Source organism: Roseococcus sp. YIM B11640 (assembly GCF_049727625.1).
Lineage (GTDB): Bacteria > Pseudomonadota > Alphaproteobacteria > Acetobacterales > Acetobacteraceae > Roseococcus.
On sequence record NZ_JBBJOZ010000003.1, the window covers coordinates 401,003 to 419,519 of the forward strand.

Genomic DNA, 18,517 nt, shown 5'->3' on the forward strand with positions numbered 1-18,517 from the left:
CTACAGCGCGGTCGCTGTTACCGGCCCGGCCAGGGCCGAGACGTTGCCCTCGGCCGAGACGGCGCGCAGCCAGTACCAGCGGGTGTCGCCTGGGCTGAGGCCGATGCGGTCCCAGAAGAGGCTGGTCGGCTCCTCCGGCAGCTTGGCCGCCGCGGCGAGGCTGCTGGAACTGGCCTCGAACACCTGCAGCCGGACGGCATCGGGGGGGAACCCGCCGGCGAGGCGGATGCCGCCGGCAATCCCCGTTGCGGTGGGCGCCGCCACCGCCGCGGGAACGAGCGCCTGCCGCCAGCCGGAGACCGCACCACTGCGCGCCACGGCGCGCACCCGGAAGCCGGTCGGCTCGGCGGTGGGGAGGACGGCCGCGGTGGCGCCCAGCGACCCGCCATAGCCCTGCCAGGCGGCAACGGAGGCCGGGAGGAACTCGACCTGGTAGCCGGCAAGGTGCGAGGAGCCGACCGTGGCCCAGGATACGGCCAGGACAGCGAAGGCCGCCGTCTGCGGCGTCTCCACCGCGATGCTGGCGGGCGCGGCGATGACGCCCGGGTTGGGCAGCACCACGGCGGGGTTCGCACCGGTCGCGCGCTCATCGACCGCCGGGTTCCAATCCCACACCGCGGCGTCCTCCTCCTCCAGGGTGAGATCCACACCGCCCTCGGCGGCGAGCGACCAGGCGGTGACCCGCGCCGGGAAGGGTGTCAGGCGGTCGAGCGCCACCGTCGCCGCCTCCCAGGGCCGCAGCCGCAGGGCGGAGAGGTTGGCGGGGAAGGCCACGGTGCGCTGGCGGCGGTTGCGCTCCAGCTCGACCTTCATCAGCCGCTGGACCGTGCTGACCGAGGTGGTGAGCGGGAATTCGAGGTCGCGGTAGATCATCTCGCCGCCATCCTGGGCGACGTAGTTGCTGGCCAGCAGCGGCGGCGCGTCGGTCGGCTGCCAGTTGGCGGCGGGCTCGACATAGACGGCGCGCACCCCGTTGAAGAGATCCCGCCGTGGCCGCGCGCCCTGGATGGTGACGTCGCCACGGAGGTCGTCGGAGGTGAGCGTCGCCGCCGGCAGCGCCGGCGCGCCGGCATGGAGGAAGAACCGCCCGCCCGAGACCACCAGCGCGCCGGCCATGGCAGCGGCGAGCTTGCGGGTGATGGCGATCTTGCCCTCGGCGAGGGACAGCACGCCATTGGCGGTGTAACGGCGCTGGTAGACCCCGGCGCGGGTGCCGACCAGCTCGTCGCAGATGTTGGCGGCCGCCATCAGCGCCGGGATGTCGATGTCGGACCAGGCGGCGCGCCAGCCGAAGGGCGCGGTGAGGTACCAGGCGAGCAACAGGGCCGGGTTGTCGGACCAGCCGACCATGCCGGTACGCGGATCGAGGATGGTGTCGGCGCCCTCGACGATGGCGGCGATGTTGGGCGGGCCGGCGGGAAACGCCTCGGCTGCGAGCTTGAGGCGGACCGCGACATAGGCGCGGCCGCGGCCGCGATGCTCGGCGGTCCACTGGCCGCCAGTCTCGGCGATCAGGTTGGCGTCGGCCACCTGGTCGGGATCGCCCAGATGCCGGTCGATGCGCACGAGGCCGGAAAACGACCCATCGCTCTCGACCTTGTCGCCGAGATAGACCTCGCCGATCGCCCGCACGCGATGCGCGGCCAGCACGACCACCGAATAGAAGTACCCATCGGCACGACCCTCATCGTCGGTAGCCGAGTGCAGGAAGACGATCGGTCCTGACACCTTGCAGCGGCCGAGGACGATCTGGTGCTCGGTGACCGGCTGGCGGAAGGCCTGGGTGCGGCCGGCGCCGGGCTGGCCGGCATCGAAGCCGGCGATCGCCGCCGCCTGCGGGCTGAGGCTGGCCTGCTTTTTCTGCTTTTGCGGAAAGACCGACTGGCCGATGGCCGAGACGATGAAGGCGGCGCCGGCGCCGACCACGGCACCGATGATCCCGCCACCGACCGCGGCGGAGGCGATGCCGGCGGCGGCGACAGCAATGAGGGGGACAGCGGCAGGCATCGGGCGCGGTCCTCCGTAGCGTCAGTCGATGCGCCAAGCAGTGGTGCAGGCGGTGAGCGAGAACCGCACCAGCCCGCGCGGCCCGACGAAGACGGCGCGGCCGCCATCCACCGCCACGCCGAGGCGCGGTGGCTCGCCGGCGAGGACGACATCGCCCACCCGCGCGAAGGCCGGCGGGATGCGCGGGAAGCCGGCGCTGTCCGCGGTGGCCTCGAGCGTCAGTAGGCTGCGCCAGCCTGGTCGACGACCTGTGCTGGCCAGCACTGCGGCCAAGGCGAACCGCCCGCAGTTCCAGCGATGGGCATCGAAGGGACGCGTCTCCGCCGCGACCAGCAGGTCTGCCAGCCGCGCAGGCCAATCCGGGAGCCGCGCCATCAGTTGGCCGGCAGCCGGATCTCCGCCTCCTGCAGGACGGGGACGAACTCGAAGAAGCGATCCCCCGGATACTCGGCCTGCTGGTCGGCATCGGTGTAGCGCCGCACCTCGGCGCGCTCGAGGTCGACGAGGCGGCTCTCGCAGGTGAGCGAGATGCGCGGCTCGGCCCCGTCCACTACCTGCATGGTGTCCATCAGTCCGGCCCACAGGGGAAACGGGTCGGCGACGAAGGCGCCCTCGGCATCGAGCAGCGCACCCCACAGCCGCGCCGGGCGCAGGCGGAAGGACCGCCTCGAAGGCCAGGGGCATGTGGATGGGCGGCAAGGTGCCGCTCGGCTACGACGTCGCGAACCGCAAGCTGGTCGTGGACGAGCTAGAGGCCGTGCGGGTGCGGCGCGTATTCGAACTCTTCGTCGAGACCGGCTCCGGCGTCGAGACGGTTCGTCGACTGCAGGCGGAGGGTATCGCCAACAGGGCGGGCAAGCTCCTAGACAAGGGCGATGTCTACAAGGCGCTGAACCTGCGGACCTATATCGGCGAGGTCACGCACAAGGGGAACGTCTATCGCGGCGAGCATGAGGCCATCGTGCCGCGGGATCTGTGGGACCGGGCACACGCCGTCCTCCAGGTCAGCCCGCGCACTCGGGCCGCGCAGAATCGCCAGCATGCGCCGGCGCTGCTGAAGGGGCTGATCTTTGGCATCGACGGTCGGGCAATGTCGCCGACGCACGCTGTGAAGAATGGCCGACGCTATTGCTACTACGTGGCGCAGCGTGTGCTGAAGGCCGACACGGTCGTGGATGACGGGATCGTGCGGCGCGTGTCGGCCGCGCAGATCGAGGGCGCCGTAGTCAGCCAGGTTCGTGCTCTCCTCCACCAGCCCGAGATCATCGTAGGCACATGGCTCGCGGCGCGGCGCGAGGCGCCGGACCTGACCGAGCGCGAGGTCCGGGATGCGTTGCACCGGCTTGATCCGCTGTGGGAGGAGTTGTTCCCTGCTGAGCAGGCGCGGATCGTGCGGGCGCTGGTTGAGCGGGTGGTGGTCGGGCCCGCCGGCGCCGACATCCGCCTCCGGGTGGAAGGGTTGGCTAGCCTGGTCCGCGACCTCACCGCCATCGCGCCCAGCGCGCTGGCGGCGGCAGCATGACCGCCGCGACCAGCATCACGGTCCGGGTACCGCTGAAGATCCGTCGGCGGCCAGGGCGGAAGACGGTGGTCACGCCGATAGTGGAGGAGGGCGCCGATGCCGCCATCCCGACGCGCGCGGATCCGGCGCTGCTCAAGGCCCTGGCGCGGGCGTTTCGGTACCAGCGACTGCTCGACGAAGGGCGCTTCGCCTCGATCACCGAGATGGCGGCGGCGGAGCAGATCGAGCGGGGATATCTGGGTAGCCTGCTGCGGCTGACATTACTCGCTCCCGCGTTGGTGGAGGAACTGCTGGAGGGAAGTGCGGGATCCGCCCTAAGCCTCTCCAAACTGCTTCAGCCATTTCCCCAGTGCTGGGAGGATCAGCGAATGGGCTTGGCAGAATAGCGCCCATGCCCGTTCGTCCGCTTTACGCCCAATTAAGCCGTTCCAAGTGCTGAGCGCTTGAACCCGAAGCCGGCCATTCGTTCAGGTTGCACTTGCCCCTGGTGGAACGATCAGGGTGGATACTCATCAATCACTGTGGAGCTCGGCTTATCCACACGAGTCCTTGCGCTAGCGGCTTTGTCATCGCCGTGCTCAACTATCGCGCGAGTATTGAGGGCACGACGCGCACATGAGCGTTGCAATTGAGAATTCTACGGCGGCAGCTGCCGTGACAACCGCATCCGGACTATGGATGTCTCCACAGGTCGTCGCGGCCCTACTCGCGCTTGCTGGCGTGATCGTCGGCTTGGTCGCTCGCGACATCGTCATGGCAATCTACCTGGTGCGGCAGAAGCGCGCCCAGGAGCTTGCCGACAGGAAAGAAGCCGAGGGCAAGCAGCATCAGGACCTAGTGCGCCTCTATTCGGATCCGCTCAAGGACGCGGTGACGAGCCTGAGGCATCGGCTCAAGGAGATCGTGGAGCAGAAGCAAGCCCGCTATCTACTCGCCAACGCTCCCAACATTCCCTTCCTCGACTATAAGCGGATCAGCACCCTGTACCGGATCGCAGCTGTTCTGGGCTGGATCCGGGCGATCCGGCGCGAGCGCAGCTATCTCGATCCGCAACAGGCATCAGCCTCGGGCGAAATGCAAGCGATCGACGAGTTCGAGAAGGCGCTCGCTGATGGAACGCATGTCGAACTGCAGCGGCTTGATGAGCTATCCAATCTGTGGCGCGTCTCCACTATTGCTCCTCAGCAGAAGGGCCCTATCGCCAGTCTAATCGATGGCGAGCGTGCGGGCTTTCTCGCCGAGAAGGAAGCGCTCACTGCAAGCAGCATGTCCGAATCGGACCAGGTAGAGTTGGCGGAGCGATGCGCCGCGATCATCCGGCGGGAGGCCGGCGTTGATATTCCGGCCAATCTCGTGGCCGCAACCGCGAAGCAGAGCACAGTCACCTTTGGCATCAAGGAAGCCTATATCTATCGCGACTGGCAGGTCGCGATCGGCGATATGATGCTCCAGGAAGACAAGCGAGGCGTCCGCCATTTCTCGGTGCTCGGCTTCGGCATTTTCGAGGATCAGGTTCTCGAGGCGCGCAAGGACACGCAGTCGCATGTGGCGCGCTGGATCGGGCGCCTGGAACGTCTCATCCATGATCTGGACATGACGCAGATTGGCATGTTCGACGCGAGACGCGAGCAGCTGCGCAAGATCTACGACAGCGTGATCAAGCTAGAGGCCGCGCTCGATCAGCGTATCCGCGGCACGACAGTTCTGTAGGGCTGGCCATGCAACCGGATGCGCTCGCGGACGCTCCCCTCGCGTTCGGCGAGCGTGGTGAAGTAGACGCTGCACCCGGCCTTCGCCGAGCAGTTCAGGAGCAGGCACGGCTGCGACGGCCCACTACAAATTTCACCCGGACCGCCTGATGGGGGCTGGTCACCCGGCTACCTAAGCCAATCGGGGGGAACCAGCTTGATGCCATCCCTCCACCTTTCGACAGTGCCTTCCCGGAACCAAGGTTCCAGCAATTCGAAGTGGTCCATCACGATTACCTGCATCGTGGGGGCGAGGTCCTTGCAGTAATCATCGAGAAGGCGGAACAGCCGCGCTACTGCAACCTGGTCCTCGTCGTCGGCACCTCCGACCTCCCCGACATCACGCTCGCGCGGATAGTGCGCCTGTGATGGCTGGTCGAGCATCAGGAAGGCGGGCACCGGGCGACGTCGAGCGCGCAGGACTTTGTGGAGAGCGAGGTGGGCGGCCACATGATAGCCGACCCAGTTCTCGCCGCTGCCGATCTGGGGCAATGCCAGGGGGCCCTCCGGCGCATCGGCCACGACAGTCAGATTCTTGCGGTCCAGTCGAAGGGGATGCTCGCCGTGTTCCAGCTTCAGCGTGCCCGCGTACTCGGTCAGGGATTTGCCCACGAGCGCCAGAGCAGTAGCCAGCCTTTCCTCGACAGCCTCGGGGTCCAGCGCCTGCTCCAGTTCGGCAACTTCGGCTCTGACCCGGTTCACCTCCGCCGGGAGCCGGGCTCCGACACCAACCGACCTAGCATTCTCGAGATAGTAGGTGATGCGGCCAATAACCCGTGCCTGGGTAGCCAAGTTGTTCTGCTCGATGCGTAGCCGCTCGTTCTCCGCAATCCTGGAAGCGATGTCGGCGTTGATACCTCGCAGTTCGGTTTCTTTCGATGAACGGGCTCGTTCGAGTTCGGCGAGGCGTGTCTGCACTCGGGGACTGTCGCGCCTGACTGCCTGGAGCTGCTGGCTGACGCTTTCAAGGCCGCGCCTGACATCGACGACCGAGGGAACCGCGACAGGGAGGCGGCTATCACACAGCGGACAGATTCCATGGTCGGCGTCATCACGCCCCGATACCAGGCCAATCGATGCCAGACGTGCCTCGTGCTCCTGAGCCTCCGTCTGGAACGCCGAGGCTTCCCGTGCGAGGCGACCAATGTCGGCTATCTCGTCGCGGAGGTCTTCCAGTTCGACGCGGAGGGAGCGTTTGCGCTCTTCCAACTCCGCCATGTCTGCGGAACCGTCCTGGACATCCCCCAGCAGGGCTGGACGGGCCTCCGCAGCTTGAACGAGGAGGGCCCTGATTTCTCCTGGCGATGAAGCTACGGCATCGGCTGGACATAGGCCGACGCGCTTCGCATCGAGCAGAAGACGCGATGCCGCCTCGGACGCCTCGCTGGCAATGGCCTCGGCGTCGGCAAGTTCCCGCTCCAGCCTGCGAAGGCGCACCCTTGCGTCGCCGAGCCGCTTTTGCGCGATGAAGTGCCCCTCATCCACCGCACCGAGGAAGTACGGCAGGACGTCCTTGATGGCTTGCGGGATCCACTGTTCTCCCTGTCGATGGAACAGGAAGCGGCGGTTCGCAATCTCGTCCTGGGACTGCAGGCAGAAGAGGATCGCGTGCCCAGCCGACGCCTCGAGCGGGCGCCGTGTCGCGCCTGTGGGCGGGACGTGCAGGTTCTCCGGGATTCCCAGCAGAGCGGCGAACTGGTTGCGGAGCGCATCGGAGGTGATGTTCTTGGTGAAGATACTGGCGTCCGGCGGCAGTTCGGCGACGTTCCGCTCGAAATAGATGTCGTCGCTGGTGATGGCAGGCAGCGGCGGGTTCCTGCGAGCGACGAAAACGCCCTCACCATCGCGGTCAAAGAGAACCGCGAACCACGAGACCGACCGCCGGATTTCCCCGGCCGGGACGGTGCATTCTGAACGTCCCCAGCAGTAGTCGACAATATCGAGGAGGGCGGACTTCCCTGTCTTCGAGCCTCCGGCCACGATGTTCAGCTTGCCCAGCTCGAATTTGACATGCCGGAGTTCCCCATCGTTCGAGTAGATGCTGATGGCCCGGATCTGCATGGTCACGGTTCGACACCCATTGATTGGAGCACGCTCCCAGGAGACGGTTGCTGGGCAAACCAGCGCCCCACCAAGGCAGCCGATCGCCGCATGGCATCGGTTTCGGGCGTCGTCGCCGACGCGCGAGAGGCGGCCCGCAAGGGGCGCTCGCCGACAGCCAAGCCCCCCTCGGAAATCGCCAGTGCGTTGACGCGGATCACGAACATCAGAGCTTCACGAGAAATCGGCCGAAGCTGAAGCGTCCGGCTAGCAACCAGCGCGAGGACCGGGCCGTTCTCCGCCATCCATCCCGCCATGGCTGCATTGGCTCGCCTCGGTAGGCTTTCACGGGTAGCGGCGTGCATCACCAATGGCAGGACGAGGAACGCCAGCGGCAAGGCGAAGGGCGCATCCTTGGCGTGGACATACTCATGCGTCGCCCTGAAGATCAGCTCTCCGGAGAACGCTGGATTGAGCAGGGCTGCTTCTTCGCGTGGCCGCTTGTTCCAGGCAATTTCCCAGCGGGTTCCGAGGGCCATCCTATGTCCCTCCATCGCCGCAAAGGCTCAGGTAATCCCGATGCCAGCCGACACGCAACTCGTTCGAGAGGATTTGGTAGGAACCAACGTTAAGGAAGCGGAAGGTGACCGTGCGGAAGGGGAAGCGAGCTTCCTGTTCAACCCATCGGTAGACCTTCTGTCCTGCGGCTTGGAGAGCCGTGTCACATGGCAGGCAATGACCGTGCTCATCGCACATAACGTTGAAACGCGCTTCCCATTCCTCGATCAGGCGTCCTTCGAAAAGGCGGACTTCACCGTCGAGGACGAGATGCTCCCTCAGCCATTGGGAGCGTTGGCAGAACGCGCGATAGAAGTCTCTCTTGGCTGCCCAGATCCGGGCGCTTCCAATTCCGACTGCGCGCAACTGCGCCACGAAGCGAAAGCCCTCATACTCGGCGATATCGGCATCCGGTGGCTCTGCGTTCTCGAAAGTGGCTATCAGCGCATCGCGCCGGAACATCTCCCGGATCTCGTCTAGTCGCGTCTCGAGCTCTGAAATCGCAATGCGGCCGTGGGAGCCCGGAGCCAGGATTGAACACACTCGGGGCCACCACCAGCCTTCGAGGATCTCGCGAGCCTCGGCGACTCTGCCCCGCGGCGTCATGAGCCGAAGGCTTTCCTCGATGACGTTCGTCAGGTCCTGCAGCGTGGGCTGTCCGTCGAGCACCTCAACCGACGAGAGTAAGGACGAGCGCATTTCGGGCGTCAGGTCTAGGAAGGCCCGAAATGCCGCCTGAAGGTCGGCGTTCCTGGAGGAGTTGGCCACCTCGGTCAGCATTTCCGCGGCCTTTTCGGGATCCCGGTTCTGACCTGACGCACCCGGCATCGCTGGACGGAGAAGGGACGCTGCGGAGCCGTCAGGCGCGACTCCGGTCGTGACGAACTGGAAACGGACACGCGAGGCGACGTTGGGAGCGGCCCGGACCGCAGTGGACCAAATCCGAAGGGTCTTCCAGATGTCGGGGCTGGCATCGGTTAGTCCGGCGGCCCGAGCTATCCGGTGCTTGGTCTGAAGCAGTTCAAAGGGGGTTCCATTGCTCTCGAAGGCAACGTCATCGAGTTGTTCTATGGAGACTTCGATGCCTGGCGTTCCGTTGACGTGCCTGAGACTCAACGCGAGGGCGAGCCGCGCCTGGTAGAGGTATCCTGCAGCAGATGCCGACGCGTCGAAGTCAGGCACCTCTGCCCCCACGCACGTCCGATTCCTGGTCTTTTGCCGCCATCGCCTTGGTTGACCGAGATACACGGCAGGCCACGCGCCGCCACCCGCGAATCCCATCTCACATTGTTCCAAAGCGACACCAGCATACGGAAGCGCAATGTCTCAAGCGATTCCGCGGGCCGCCCTACAGAGGCTTGGCGGGTGCAGGAGGCGGCGAATTCTCCTTCGACAGAGAGTATTCTCCGGCCGGACACATCCCTCAAGCGGTCGAAATGCTGAATATCCGTGTGCCGGTTTTCAGCAAATTCTCGCTGGATCAACAGGTTAAAGCTTGAGGGTAAAATCGGCCTACCCTCGAGGTTCGGAGACTCACCGCTCTCTCCGGCCAAAATTCGTCGCTGGTTGCGCCCTCGAACCATCAAGGTCCACGCGCAAACGACGGCCAAACCTGCGCCTCAGCGCGGTGCCCTGACCAGGAGAGACAGGTTGTGAGAGAGAAGAATGGAGCGGGCGAAGGGATTCGAACCCTCGACCCCGACCTTGGCAAGGTCGTGCTCTACCCCTGAGCTACGCCCGCCCGCTCCGTGGGGGAGCATGTGCCACGGGTGCCGCGCGTTGGCAACTACCCCCCGTCATGCATTTGCAGCATGGTGCCTCAGCGCAGATTCATCCCACTGCATGCCCAGTCCGGGACGGTCCGGAATCAGCGCCATTCCATCCTTCACGTGCAGCCTCTCGCGCAGCAAAGCGCCAGCAATATCCAGGTGTTCCAGGTAGTGCCGGTTGGGCGAAACGCTCAACAGATGCGCGCTCGCCTCGATGAAGATGTGCGAGGAAAGCGGCACGCGCTGCGCGCCTGCCAGCGCCATGCCGCGCAGGAAACCCGTGACGCCCCCCATCTTCATGACGTCGGGCATGCAGAGGTCGGTGGCGCGCAGCGCGAGGCTCCGTGCCATTCCCGTGACGCCCCACCAGTTCTCGCCACCTTGCACGGGCATCTCCAGCTGGCTCGATAGCCAGGCGAGGCCCTCGTCGTCGGTGACGTGCAGCGGCTCCTCCAGCCAGCGCACGCCCTCCGCCTGGATCGCGAGGCCGCGCCGCAGCGCCTCCGGCCGGTCAAGGCCCTGGTTGTAGTCCACCAGGATCTCCACCGAATCGCCCACGGCCTCGCGCACGGCGCGGATGGTCGCGATGTCGTCCTCCAGCCGGGCCGCGCCCAGCTTGAACTTCACGGCCCGCAGGCCGAGATCGGCGACCGTCCGGCCTGCTTCCTCCGCCAGCATCGCGGGGCCCCAGCCACGCAGGCTGCCATAGGCCGGCAGAGGCGAGAGATCGCCGCCCAGCAAGCGCGCCAGCGGCAGGCCGGCCTGCTTCCCGAGCGCGTCCCACAACGCCATGTCGAGGACCGAGATGGCCATCTGCACCAGCCCCTCGGCGCCGATCAGGCGGTTGCCGTTCTGCAGCCAGTCCCAGATCCCCTGGGGCGCCACCTCGCGCCCCACGAGTCCCTCGCCGATGTTGCGGGTCAGCGCGGCCAGCGGCCCCAGCGCCTGCGGCGCATAGGCGAAGGCATAGGCGGTGCCGCGCGGACCCTGCTCGGTCTGGATCTCCGCGATCACCAGCGGCGCGCGCGTGATGACGTTCAGGCTGTTGCGCAGCGGCGGATCCATCGGGGCATCCACCGCATGCACCGTCACGTTGCGAATCGTCAGCGCGCCCATTTTGTCCTCCCGCGATTTTTCGGAAGGAAGCTGACCGCGAATCGCGGCCTCGGCCAAGTCAGCCGAGAAGGACGAAGGTCAGCTCGTGCTTGTTGTGCGCGGAGTGGAAGACCATGGCGCCCGGGATGGCCGCGAATTCGGCGGCGATGTCGTGGTCGGTCTCGCCCTGGAACTTGATCGAGCAGAAGAAATTCGTCGCGAATCCCTGCCAGCGCTGCACGAGGCCGAGCAGGCGCTTCGGGTAGCAGATCACGTCGCTGAACAGCCAATCCACCTTCTCGGGCGCCAGACCGAAGGCGCTTTCCTGCCGCAGCGCGACGCCGGGCATCGCCATGACGCGCGGATCGAGCGGCGCCTTGTCCACAGCCGTCACCTGCGCGCCAAGTCCTGCGAGCGCCCAGGTCCAGCCGCCTGGCGAGGCGCCGAGGTCGAAGCAGGTCTCGCCCAGACCGGGATGCCGCCCGATTCGAGTCAGCCCTTCCCAGAGCTTGAGATAAGCGCGCGACGGCGGGCCCTCGCGATCCTCGACGAAGCGCGGCGCGCCGCCGGGGAAGGGTGAGGATTTGGTGGGTGAGGCCAGGATGGTCTCGGGCCCCAGCAGCGTCCAGGCCCCCAGATGGCCCGTGGGCGCCGGTTCCGGGAACGCGAGGGGGCGCGCCCTCACGGGCGGCAGCCGGTCCTCGATCAGCGCCGCGCGCCGGTGATGCGCGGGGCCGGGCACATAGGACCAGTTGCGCTGGATCGCCCGCAGCCCGTCGGCGGCGAGCTTGACGGAGGGTGCCTCGATCTCGCGCGGGGCATCCCAGATATCGAGCGCCCAGGAGGCAGGGGCCGGCGGCTCGGGCGAGAGCGCCAGGCGTCCATGCCAGGAGGCGATGCTGCGCCCGCTGCGCGCAAGCTCCTCAGCGAGCGGCTGCTCCAGCCCCTCATCGGCGAGGTAGGCCGCGCGGATCATCGGCGCCACGCCACGACGGCCAGGATGGCCCAGGCCGCTATCGTCAAGGTGCCGCCGATCGGCGCGGCCGGCCCGAGCGAGGTTCCCGTGAAGGCCCGCACCAGCACGGCCGCGCTGAACAGCGCGAGCCCGAGGGCCATCACCATGGCGACCACGAAGCCCTGCCTGCGGTTCCACAGGCCGAGCCCGATCAGCGCCGGCGCGTGCCAGCCCAGCAGGGCGGCCACGCTCTGCACCATCTCCCGCGCATCCAGCGCGGCATGGGCGCCGAGGGCCGCGAGGCCAACGGCGAGAAGCCCGGAAATTCCGGCGAGGCTGAGGCACAGGCGCTGCATGCGTCCCTCACTACGCCGTGGCCGCCTTCCGCACCACCGCAGCCGCCTCATGGGCGAGGCGCGTGGGCTCCGGCAGGCGGCGCCCGCGCCCTGTCGCCCGTACCCAGCGCAGCGCCGTGGGGAGCGACACGCGATGGCCGGTGGAGATGTAGAGCGGATTCGCCCCGGCGCGGCTGCGAAGCAGCACCCCGATCTCCTCCTCCCTGTCGCGCAGGCCTGCCGTGCTGCCGGCGGCGTCGCCCACCGGTGCGGCATGGCCGACCAACCGGGACTTGGCGACCCCGATGGTAGGAAGGTCGAGCATCACGCCGAGATGCGAGGCGATGCCCAGGCGGCGTGGATGGGCGATGCCGTGCCCGTCCACGAAGAGAAGCTCCGGCTTCTCGGGCAGGGCGGCGAAGGCTTCCATGGCGGCCGGCACCTCGCGGAAGCCCAGAAACCCGGTGAGGTAGGGCAGGTCCGGCGTAGCGGCGATACCGGCGCGCGCGACCTCGCGCAGGCTGGGCCACTCCAGGACGACGATGGCGGCATAGACGCGCCCCGTCGGATCGTAGCGCGAGCAGGAGATGTCCACGCCGCCGATCAACCCCGGCGCGGCCGGAAGCGCATCCTCGCGCCGCACGCGCGCCGCGAGCTCGACCTGCCGGCTGCGGAGCGCGGCGAGGTCAGCCCGCGCCACGCATCGCAGGCACCATCAGCCCGACATTGTGCCGCATCATGGCCTCATAGGTCGCGGCCGGCCCCTCGGGTGCGGAGAGCGCATCGGCGAAGAGGCGCCCGCCCACTCGCACGCCCGCTTCTTCGGCGAGGCGCCGGAGCGTGGCGGGATTGCCGATATTCTCGAGGAAGAGCGCACTCACGCCCTGGGCACGGATCTGCCGGATCAGCCCCGCCACCTGCTGCGCCGAGGGCTCGGCATCCATGGACACGCCCTGCGGCGCCAGGAAGCGCACGCCGTAGGCGGCGGCGAAGTAGCCGAAGGCGTCATGGCTGGTGATGACGATGCGCCTCGCTTCCGGGACCGTGGCGATCTCGGCCCGAATCCAGGCGTCGAGCGCGGTCAGCCGTTCGGCATAGGCCCGCGCGCGCGCCTCGTAGTGAGCGGCGCCGTCGGGGTCGGCGCGGCGGAATCCGGCCTCGATGTTGCGGACATAGCCGATGGCCAGGCGCACATCCTGCCAGGCATGCGGGTCGCGGCCGCCATGGCCGTGGCCGCCCGTGGCGGCGCGCAGCGCCAGCCCTTCCGTCGCCAGCACCTGAATGCCCGCGAAGCGCGTGGATGCAATGAGGCGGTCGAACCAGGAATCGAAGCCGGCGCCGTTGCGGATGGCGAGCCGGGCCGCCCGCAGCGCCGCCGCCTGGGAAGGGCGCGGCTGGAAGTGGTGCGCGTCCGTGTCGGGCCCGACCATCGCCTGCACGGACGCACGCTCGCCGCCGACCTCGCGCGCCATGTCGGCCAGGATCGAGAAGGAGGCGACGACGGGGAGAGGCGCCTGGGCGCGGGCGGTGGCGACAAAGGGCAGGGCGAGGCCCGGCAGGAAGCGGCGGGAAATGGTCATGAGGACATGTTACAAGATAACATGCCGGCCGGCCAGCGCGGTCAGCGCCCCATCAGGCGCCGCAGCCAGCCGAACAGGCCCTCGCCACGCCGCACGCTCTTCTGGTGCGAGACATGCGGGCGCCGCAGGGGCGGGGGCAGGGCGGTGGCCACGCTATGCCGGCCCGTATCCATGGCATCCACCAGCCGCAGCTCCAGCAGCAGGACCTGCGCCACCGCCTCCGGCGGGTCCTCGCGAAGAAGGGCTCGGGCGGTGTCCGCGGCATCCTCCCACTGCTCGGCGCGGCGCAGAGCATCCACGATGCGCACGGTTTGCTCGGCATCCAGCGGCGGGCCGCTGCGCCAGAGCGCCACCGCCTCGAGCCTCCAGCTGCGGGCGAGGTCGGCGCGCCCGAGGTCGTCGGCCGTCCAGGCCGCATGGAGCGTGGCCTCGGCGGCGGCATGCAGCGCGCCCGTCTCCTCCAGCACCAGGGCCCAGGCCAGGAAGCGCCGGGCCAGGGGCGGGTGGGAGGCGTCGTTCAGAAGGGCGCGGAAATTGGCGGCGCCCACGGCCTGGGCGGCGGCGGGGTGGGCCTCAGCGATGTTCGGGGCGGCGTAGCCGCAATGCGGGCATTGCTGCAGCCAGCGCGACATGGTCGCGCGCACCGGCGGGCCGGGCCGCAAATCGAGGTCGGGCGCCTGCTCGGGCATGCCCAGCCGGAAGGGTTGCTGGCGGCTTTCGGTGCCGCAGACGCCGCAGATGGCGCCGTGCGCGGCCATCGAGGCGGAATGGGTTGCAGGCCGTTGCTGTGCCATTTCGGCTAAATCTAGGCGCTGACGGCCGTTTGGCGAAGGGGCAAAGCGACAAGTCCGTTCCGAAATGCCGCCCGGGAGGGGAATGCGTTGCAGGGAATGGGTCTGGAAGCCTTCTGAACTCTCACCTATTCTTGCCTTCCCATCAGGCTCGGACACCCAGGATTTCCATGCCGCGCGGCGATCTTTTTCCCGATATCGCCCCTTTCGAGACGGGGCTCCTGCCATTGGGCGACGGGCACGTCATGTATTGGGAGCAGGTCGGCAATCCCCGCGGCCAGCCGGTGCTTTTCCTGCATGGCGGGCCCGGTGCCGGCGCGGGCGCGGTCCATCGCCGTTTCTTCGATCCCATGCACTGGCGCCTGATCGTCTTCGATCAGCGCGGTGCCGGCAGGTCCCGCCCGCTGGGCGAACTCAAGACCAACACCACCCCGCATCTCGTCGAGGATATCGAGACGCTGCGCCGCTTCCTCGGCGTCGAGAAGTGGCTGCTCTTCGGCGGTTCCTGGGGCTCCACGCTGGCGCTCGCCTATGCGCAGGCGCATCCGGAATGCGTGACCGGCTGCGTCCTGCGCGGGGTCTTCCTGGGCCGCGACGAGGAGGTCGATTGGTTCCTCTACGGCCTGCGCCGCTTCTTCCCCGACGCCTGGGCCGCGTTCGCCGAGCACATTCCCGAGGCCGAGCGGCATGACCTGCTGGGCGCCTATCTCCGCCGCCTGACGGACCCGGACCCCGCGGTCCACCTTCTCGCCGCCCGGGCCTGGAGCCACTACGAGGGCAGCTGCTCGACCCTGCTGCCCAGCCCCGAGACGGTGGCGAGCTTCGCGCAGGACCGCACGGCCCTCGGCCTCGCGCGGATCGAGGCGCATTACTTCGCGCACAAGCTCTTCCTGCGGGAAGGGGGGCTGCTGGCGGGGATGCAAACCATCGCGCAGATCCCGGCGGAGATCATCCAGGGCCGCTACGACATGGTCTGCCCGGCGGAGACGGCGTTCGAGCTCGCGCTCAACTGGCCGCGTGCGCGGCTGACGGTGGTGCCTGACGCGGGCCACTCGGCGCTGGAGCCGGGGATCAGGACCGCGCTGGTGAGTGCGGTGGAGCGTTTCCGCCGGCGATAGGCGCTACTTCGCGCGGACCACGTCCATCACGGCGCGCAGGACCTCTGGCACGCCTTCGCCCGTCACGCCCGAGCACAGCAGCACCTTGCGCCCGCAGGCGCGCTCCAACGCCTTCACGCGGGAGGTCCTGGCCTGGGGCGTCATGGCGTCGAGCTTGTTGAGCACCACGATCTCGGGCTTGTCCTCGAGGCCGGCGCCGTATTCGGACAGCTCGTTGCGGATCAGGTGATAGGCGCCCGCCGGGTCGGCCTGGCTGCCGTCGATGAGGTGCAGCAGCACCCGGCAGCGTTCCACATGGCCGAGGAAGCGCGTGCCGAGTCCCGCGCCCTCGCTGGCGCCCTCGATGAGGCCGGGAATGTCCGCCAGGACGAATTCCTCGGTGGCGTTGAGGCGCACGACGCCGAGCTGCGGGTGGAGGGTCGTGAAGGGGTAGTCGGCGATCTTGGGACGCGCGGCGGAGGCAGCGGCGAGGAAGGTCGACTTGCCCGCGTTGGGCAGCCCCACGAGGCCGGCATCGGCGATGAGCTTCAGCCGCAGCCAGACCCATTTTTCCTCGCCCGGCCAACCCTTGTCGGCACGGCGGGGGGCGCGGTTGGTGCTGGTCTTGAAATTGGCGTTGCCGAAGCCGCCATCGCCGCCCGTGGCGAGGCGCACGCGCTTGCCGGCGACGTCGAGGTCGGCGATCAGGGTCTCGCGGTCTTCGTCCACGATCTGCGTGCCGACGGGCACCTTCAGCGTCACGTCGTCGGCGGCAGCGCCCGTGCGGTCGCTGCCTGCGCCGTTGCCGCCCTTCCGGGCCTTGAAATGCTGTGCGTAACGGTAGTCGATGAGGGTGTTCAGCCCCTCGACCGCTTCGGCATAAACATGGCCGCCGCGGCCGCCATTGCCGCCATCGGGCCCGCCATACTCGATGAAGCGCTCGCGCCGGAACGCGACGACTCCGTCGCCGCCGTCGCCGGACTTGATGAACACCTTGGCTTCATCGAGGAACTTCATGGGGATCTCTCAAACGAAAACGGGGGCCACGAGGGCCCCCGCTGTCGCACCGATTGGGGCGAGCCTTACTCGGCGGCCTGCTTGATGGGTTCCACGGAAACGTGGACCCGGTCCTCGGCCTTGCGCGAGAACTTCACGTGGCCCTCGACCAGCGCGAAGAGCGTGTGGTCACGGCCGACGCCGACATGCGTGCCGGGCTTCATCTTCGTGCCGCGCTGCTTGACGAGGATGTTGCCGGCCAGCACGTGCTCGCCGCCGAACTTCTTCACGCCAAGCCGCTGGCCGGGAGAGTCGCGGCCGTTGCGAGAGGAGCCGCCTGCCTTTTTGTGTGCCATCTGTCTTGCTCCTTACGCCGCGATGGTGGCGATGCGCAGAACGGTCTGCATCTGCCGATGGCCACGCTTGCGGCGGCTGTTCTTCCGGCGGCGCTTCTTCAGGATCAGCACCTTGTCGCCGCGGTTCTGCGTAACGACGGTCGCCGTCACGGTCGCGCCCGGAACAGTCGGCGCGCCGATCTGCAGCCCGGCGTCGCCGCCCAGGGCGAGCACTTCATGGAAAGTGACGGTCGAGCCGGGCTCGGCGTCCAGCTTCTCGACGGCGAGCACCGCATTCGGCGTCACCCGGTACTGCTTTCCGCCGGTGCGGATCACTGCGAAGGTCATCTCACGCGCCTTTCGGGACTTCCGCGAAATGCGGGGTTGCCCGTGAAATCTGATGGTTCTGGCCGTCGGCGGGGCGGTAGGCCGACCCCATGAAACGACCGCGGGCGACACGCATGCGCCGCCCGGGAGGCGCCGTTTAGGGGGGAGTGGGCCTTTGAGTCAAGTCACTCCCGCGCGACCCCCCGTTGCGCGGCGGCGCACATACCCCTATACGGCGCCCCGGCCTGGACAGGTGGCGGAGTGGTCGATCGCACCGGTCTCGAAAACCGGAGTAGGTGCAAGCCTACCGTGGGTTCGAATCCCACCCTGTCCGCCAGGTTCGACGCGCGAAGCGTCGGCTGCGCCAACCGAATACGCCCTTGACCGCCGTCCCGGCGCAAGGCGAGTTTGCGCGATGTCCCGGAAATCCCTGGAGTTCCGTCACCTCGAGGCCTTCCGCGCCATCATGCGCAGCGGAACGGCTACCGGCGCGGGGGCCATGCTCGGCATTTCCCAGCCGGCGGTCAGCCGCCTTCTCTCGCAAATGGAGGCGCTGGTCGGCTTCCCGCTCTTCGAGCGCGTCCATGGGCGGCTGCTGCCCACCGTCACCGCCCAGGCGCTGCATGAGGAGACGGAGCGCATCTTTACCGGCATCGAGGAGATCGCCGCGCTGACCGAGCGTCTGCGCATCCAGTCGCCGCGCCGGGTGGTCATCGCCTCGCTGCCCACGCTCACGCTCTCCATCCTGCCCGGCGCGGTGAAGGCCTGGCGCGAGGCAGGGCGGCGGGAGACGCTCTCGGTGCATTCGCGCACGGCGGGCGGGGTGCTGGGGCTGGTGGCCTCGCGCCAGGCGGATATCGGCATCGCCGTCGGCGTGCCGGCCATTCCCGGCGTGCGCTCCACACCGCTGGCGCGCACGCGCGCCTGGTGCGTCATGGCGCCAGGGCATGCGCTGGCGGCGAAGCACGTCGTGCGCGCGCCCGATCTCGAGGGCCAGTCGTTCATCGCCCTCTCGCGCGAGGAAGGGCGCCAGGCCGTGGTGGACGAGGCGCTTCGGGGCAGCGGCGTGCGTTTCCATGAAACCGTGGAATGCCGGATGACCGCGGGAGCGGTCGGCATGGTGGCGGCGGGCGTGGGCATCACCATCGCCGATGCCTTCTCCATCTCCGTCTATCTGGAGCGGGGGCTTGTGTTGCGGCCTTTCGAGCCCAACGTGATCTTCGAGTACCGGCTGATCTGGCCCGAGGAGGTGCGCGACACCTTCGGCCGCGCGGCCCTCGCCCAAGCCATCCGGCAGGAGGCGAAGCGCGTCGTCGAATACGTGGCGGGGGCCGCCGCCGAATAACCGAGGTCCATAACCAG

20 protein-coding genes and 2 tRNA genes are annotated in these 18,517 nt (G+C 68.1%); 6 read left to right on the top strand and 16 right to left on the bottom strand.

Annotated elements, in window-relative coordinates; all coding sequences use genetic code 11:
- Genes WJM96_RS15745 through WJM96_RS15755 form a run of 3 tightly spaced genes read right to left on the bottom strand, consistent with a single transcriptional unit; the run spans position 1 to position 2,576 of the window.
- Positions 1 to 2,007, bottom strand: coding sequence for a phage tail protein (locus WJM96_RS15745; protein ID WP_424813470.1), 2,007 nt, complete (start codon positions 2,005 to 2,007; stop codon positions 1 to 3).
- Positions 2,008 to 2,028: 21 nt separating this feature from the next.
- Entirely contained in the window at positions 2,029 to 2,382 is a 354-nt protein-coding gene (locus tag WJM96_RS15750) for a DUF6950 family protein (protein ID WP_424813471.1), read from the bottom strand.
- Positions 2,382 to 2,576: a hypothetical protein gene (locus WJM96_RS15755; protein WP_424813472.1), complete on the bottom strand. Its 195-nt coding sequence runs from the start codon at positions 2,574 to 2,576 to the stop codon at positions 2,382 to 2,384. The genes WJM96_RS15750 and WJM96_RS15755 overlap by 1 nt, the downstream gene beginning before the upstream one ends.
- A gap of 119 nt (positions 2,577 to 2,695) precedes the next feature.
- On the opposite strand from WJM96_RS15755, the gene WJM96_RS15760 reads away from it, so the two are divergent.
- The 3 genes from WJM96_RS15760 to WJM96_RS15770 all read left to right on the top strand — a co-directional run bounded on the left by WJM96_RS15760 (position 2,696) and on the right by WJM96_RS15770 (position 5,239).
- On the top strand, positions 2,696 to 3,529 hold the full coding sequence (locus WJM96_RS15760) for a recombinase family protein (RefSeq protein ID WP_424813473.1): 834 nt from the start codon (positions 2,696 to 2,698) through the stop codon (positions 3,527 to 3,529).
- A complete protein-coding gene (locus tag WJM96_RS15765; protein ID WP_424813474.1) occupies positions 3,526 to 3,915 on the top strand; it encodes a hypothetical protein in 390 nt (129 codons plus the stop codon). Before WJM96_RS15760 ends, WJM96_RS15765 begins: the two co-directional genes overlap by 4 nt.
- Before the next feature lie 292 nt (positions 3,916 to 4,207).
- On the top strand, positions 4,208 to 5,239 hold the full coding sequence (locus tag WJM96_RS15770) for a hypothetical protein (protein ID WP_424813475.1): 1,032 nt from the start codon (positions 4,208 to 4,210) through the stop codon (positions 5,237 to 5,239).
- Positions 5,240 to 5,406: 167 nt separating this feature from the next.
- On the opposite strand, the gene WJM96_RS15775 is transcribed toward WJM96_RS15770, so the two are convergent.
- From WJM96_RS15775 to WJM96_RS15820, 10 genes are all read right to left on the bottom strand, one after another.
- Positions 5,407 to 7,338: a DUF3732 domain-containing protein gene (locus WJM96_RS15775; RefSeq protein WP_424813607.1), complete on the bottom strand. Its 1,932-nt coding sequence runs from the start codon at positions 7,336 to 7,338 to the stop codon at positions 5,407 to 5,409.
- A 2-nt stretch (positions 7,339 to 7,340) separates the two neighbouring features.
- Positions 7,341 to 7,856: a three component ABC system middle component gene (locus WJM96_RS15780; protein WP_424813476.1), complete on the bottom strand. Its 516-nt coding sequence runs from the start codon at positions 7,854 to 7,856 to the stop codon at positions 7,341 to 7,343.
- A gap of 1 nt (position 7,857) precedes the next feature.
- Entirely contained in the window at positions 7,858 to 9,057 is a 1,200-nt protein-coding gene (locus tag WJM96_RS15785) for an ABC-three component system protein (RefSeq protein ID WP_424813477.1), read from the bottom strand.
- A 484-nt stretch (positions 9,058 to 9,541) separates the two neighbouring features.
- Positions 9,542 to 9,616: transfer RNA gene (locus WJM96_RS15790), tRNA-Gly, on the bottom strand.
- Between the two features lie 55 nt (positions 9,617 to 9,671).
- Entirely contained in the window at positions 9,672 to 10,760 is a 1,089-nt protein-coding gene (locus tag WJM96_RS15795) for an enolase C-terminal domain-like protein (RefSeq protein ID WP_424813478.1), read from the bottom strand.
- A 58-nt stretch (positions 10,761 to 10,818) separates the two neighbouring features.
- A complete protein-coding gene (locus tag WJM96_RS15800) occupies positions 10,819 to 11,715 on the bottom strand; it encodes an SAM-dependent methyltransferase (protein ID WP_424813608.1) in 897 nt (298 codons plus the stop codon).
- Positions 11,712 to 12,050 carry a DUF423 domain-containing protein gene (locus WJM96_RS15805; RefSeq protein ID WP_424813479.1) on the bottom strand — a complete coding sequence of 113 codons (339 nt, stop codon included), beginning with the start codon at positions 12,048 to 12,050 and terminating at the stop codon, positions 11,712 to 11,714. Before WJM96_RS15805 ends, WJM96_RS15800 begins: the two co-directional genes overlap by 4 nt.
- A gap of 10 nt (positions 12,051 to 12,060) precedes the next feature.
- Complete coding sequence (gene nfi, locus WJM96_RS15810; protein ID WP_424813480.1) at positions 12,061 to 12,729, bottom strand: deoxyribonuclease V; 669 nt, start codon at positions 12,727 to 12,729, stop codon at positions 12,061 to 12,063.
- Positions 12,716 to 13,609: a metal ABC transporter solute-binding protein, Zn/Mn family gene (locus WJM96_RS15815; protein ID WP_424813481.1), complete on the bottom strand. Its 894-nt coding sequence runs from the start codon at positions 13,607 to 13,609 to the stop codon at positions 12,716 to 12,718. Before WJM96_RS15815 ends, nfi begins: the two co-directional genes overlap by 14 nt.
- 41 nt (positions 13,610 to 13,650) lie before the next feature.
- Positions 13,651 to 14,367, bottom strand: a complete 717-nt coding sequence (locus WJM96_RS15820) for a hypothetical protein (RefSeq protein ID WP_424813482.1) — start codon at positions 14,365 to 14,367, stop codon at positions 13,651 to 13,653.
- 203 nt (positions 14,368 to 14,570) lie between these two features.
- Here WJM96_RS15820 and pip point away from each other — a divergent pair, with 203 nt between their 5' ends.
- The gene (gene pip, locus WJM96_RS15825; RefSeq protein ID WP_424813483.1) at positions 14,571 to 15,518 is read left to right on the top strand and encodes a prolyl aminopeptidase; all 948 of its coding nucleotides are present in this window, start codon (positions 14,571 to 14,573) and stop codon (positions 15,516 to 15,518) included.
- Between the two features lie 3 nt (positions 15,519 to 15,521).
- Here the strand turns inward: pip and obgE are convergent, their stop codons facing one another.
- The 3 genes from obgE to rplU all read right to left on the bottom strand — a co-directional run bounded on the left by obgE (position 15,522) and on the right by rplU (position 17,176).
- Positions 15,522 to 16,514 carry a GTPase ObgE gene (gene obgE, locus WJM96_RS15830; RefSeq protein WP_424813484.1) on the bottom strand — a complete coding sequence of 331 codons (993 nt, stop codon included), beginning with the start codon at positions 16,512 to 16,514 and terminating at the stop codon, positions 15,522 to 15,524.
- Positions 16,515 to 16,579: 65 nt separating this feature from the next.
- Complete coding sequence (gene rpmA / locus WJM96_RS15835) at positions 16,580 to 16,849, bottom strand: 50S ribosomal protein L27 (RefSeq protein WP_424813485.1); 270 nt, start codon at positions 16,847 to 16,849, stop codon at positions 16,580 to 16,582.
- 12 nt (positions 16,850 to 16,861) lie between these two features.
- On the bottom strand, positions 16,862 to 17,176 hold the full coding sequence (gene rplU, locus WJM96_RS15840) for a 50S ribosomal protein L21 (protein WP_424813486.1): 315 nt from the start codon (positions 17,174 to 17,176) through the stop codon (positions 16,862 to 16,864).
- Positions 17,177 to 17,402: 226 nt separating this feature from the next.
- On the opposite strand from rplU, the gene WJM96_RS15845 reads away from it, so the two are divergent.
- Together WJM96_RS15845 and WJM96_RS15850 are read left to right on the top strand one after the other, a co-directional pair.
- Positions 17,403 to 17,492: transfer RNA gene (locus WJM96_RS15845), tRNA-Ser, on the top strand.
- 78 nt (positions 17,493 to 17,570) lie between these two features.
- Entirely contained in the window at positions 17,571 to 18,500 is a 930-nt protein-coding gene (locus WJM96_RS15850; RefSeq protein ID WP_424813487.1) for a LysR substrate-binding domain-containing protein, read from the top strand.
- Positions 18,501 to 18,517 lie beyond the last annotated feature (17 nt).